We start from the raw sequence: 697 nt of genomic DNA, 5'->3' as shown, positions 1-697 counted from the left end.
TCGGACCATCGGTTCCGCTGTCATAGGGTTTGGGCACATCGTTGCGCGACTCCCACCCCTGGATGATCGGATCGGTCCAGGCCCATGCGGCCTCCACCTCGTCACCCCGCATGAAAAGGGTCTGGTTGCCGCGGATCACGTCCATCACGAGACGTTCGTAGGCATCCACCTGCTCCGCGCCATCCTCCCCCAAAGCTTCGGCGAAGGTCATGTCGAGCGGCACATCCACAAGCCGCATGCCACCCGGACCCGGCTCCTTGATGGTCACGCCCAGCGTGATCCCCTCGTTCGGTTGGAGACGGATCGACAGGACATTGCGGTGGCGTCCCGCCTCTTCGCCGAAGATGGAATGGGGGGTTTCCTTGAACACCACCGTGATCTCGGAGGACCGGGCTGACATGCGCTTGCCGGTGCGCAGGTAGAAAGGCGTGCCGGACCAGCGCCAGTTGCTGATATGGGTCTTGAGCGCCACGAAGCTTTCGGTGCGCGACCGGGCATCGCCGACCGCGGTCCTGTAGCCGGGCGCATTCGCTTCGTTGCAGGGTTCCGCTTGATATTGCCCGCGCGCGATATGATGCGGCAGCACCGGATCAAGCGCGCGAATGACCTTCAGCTTTTCGTCGCGCACGGGGTCCGGGTCGAACCGCGCGGGCGGTTCCATCGCGATGAGGCACAAAAGCTGCATCAGGTGGTTCTG

General features: G+C 63.7%; 1 pseudogene. It reads right to left on the bottom strand.

The features are described 5' to 3' along the window. A pseudogene (locus tag A3764_RS18255) lies at positions 1–697 on the bottom strand (glucose-6-phosphate dehydrogenase); the annotation flags it as partial.

This window comes from Sulfitobacter sp. HI0129 (assembly GCF_001635395.1).
GTDB lineage: Bacteria > Pseudomonadota > Alphaproteobacteria > Rhodobacterales > Rhodobacteraceae > Sulfitobacter.
Note: the sequence above shows the minus strand (reverse complement) of the source record. Positions and strands in the feature narration are given on the sequence as shown.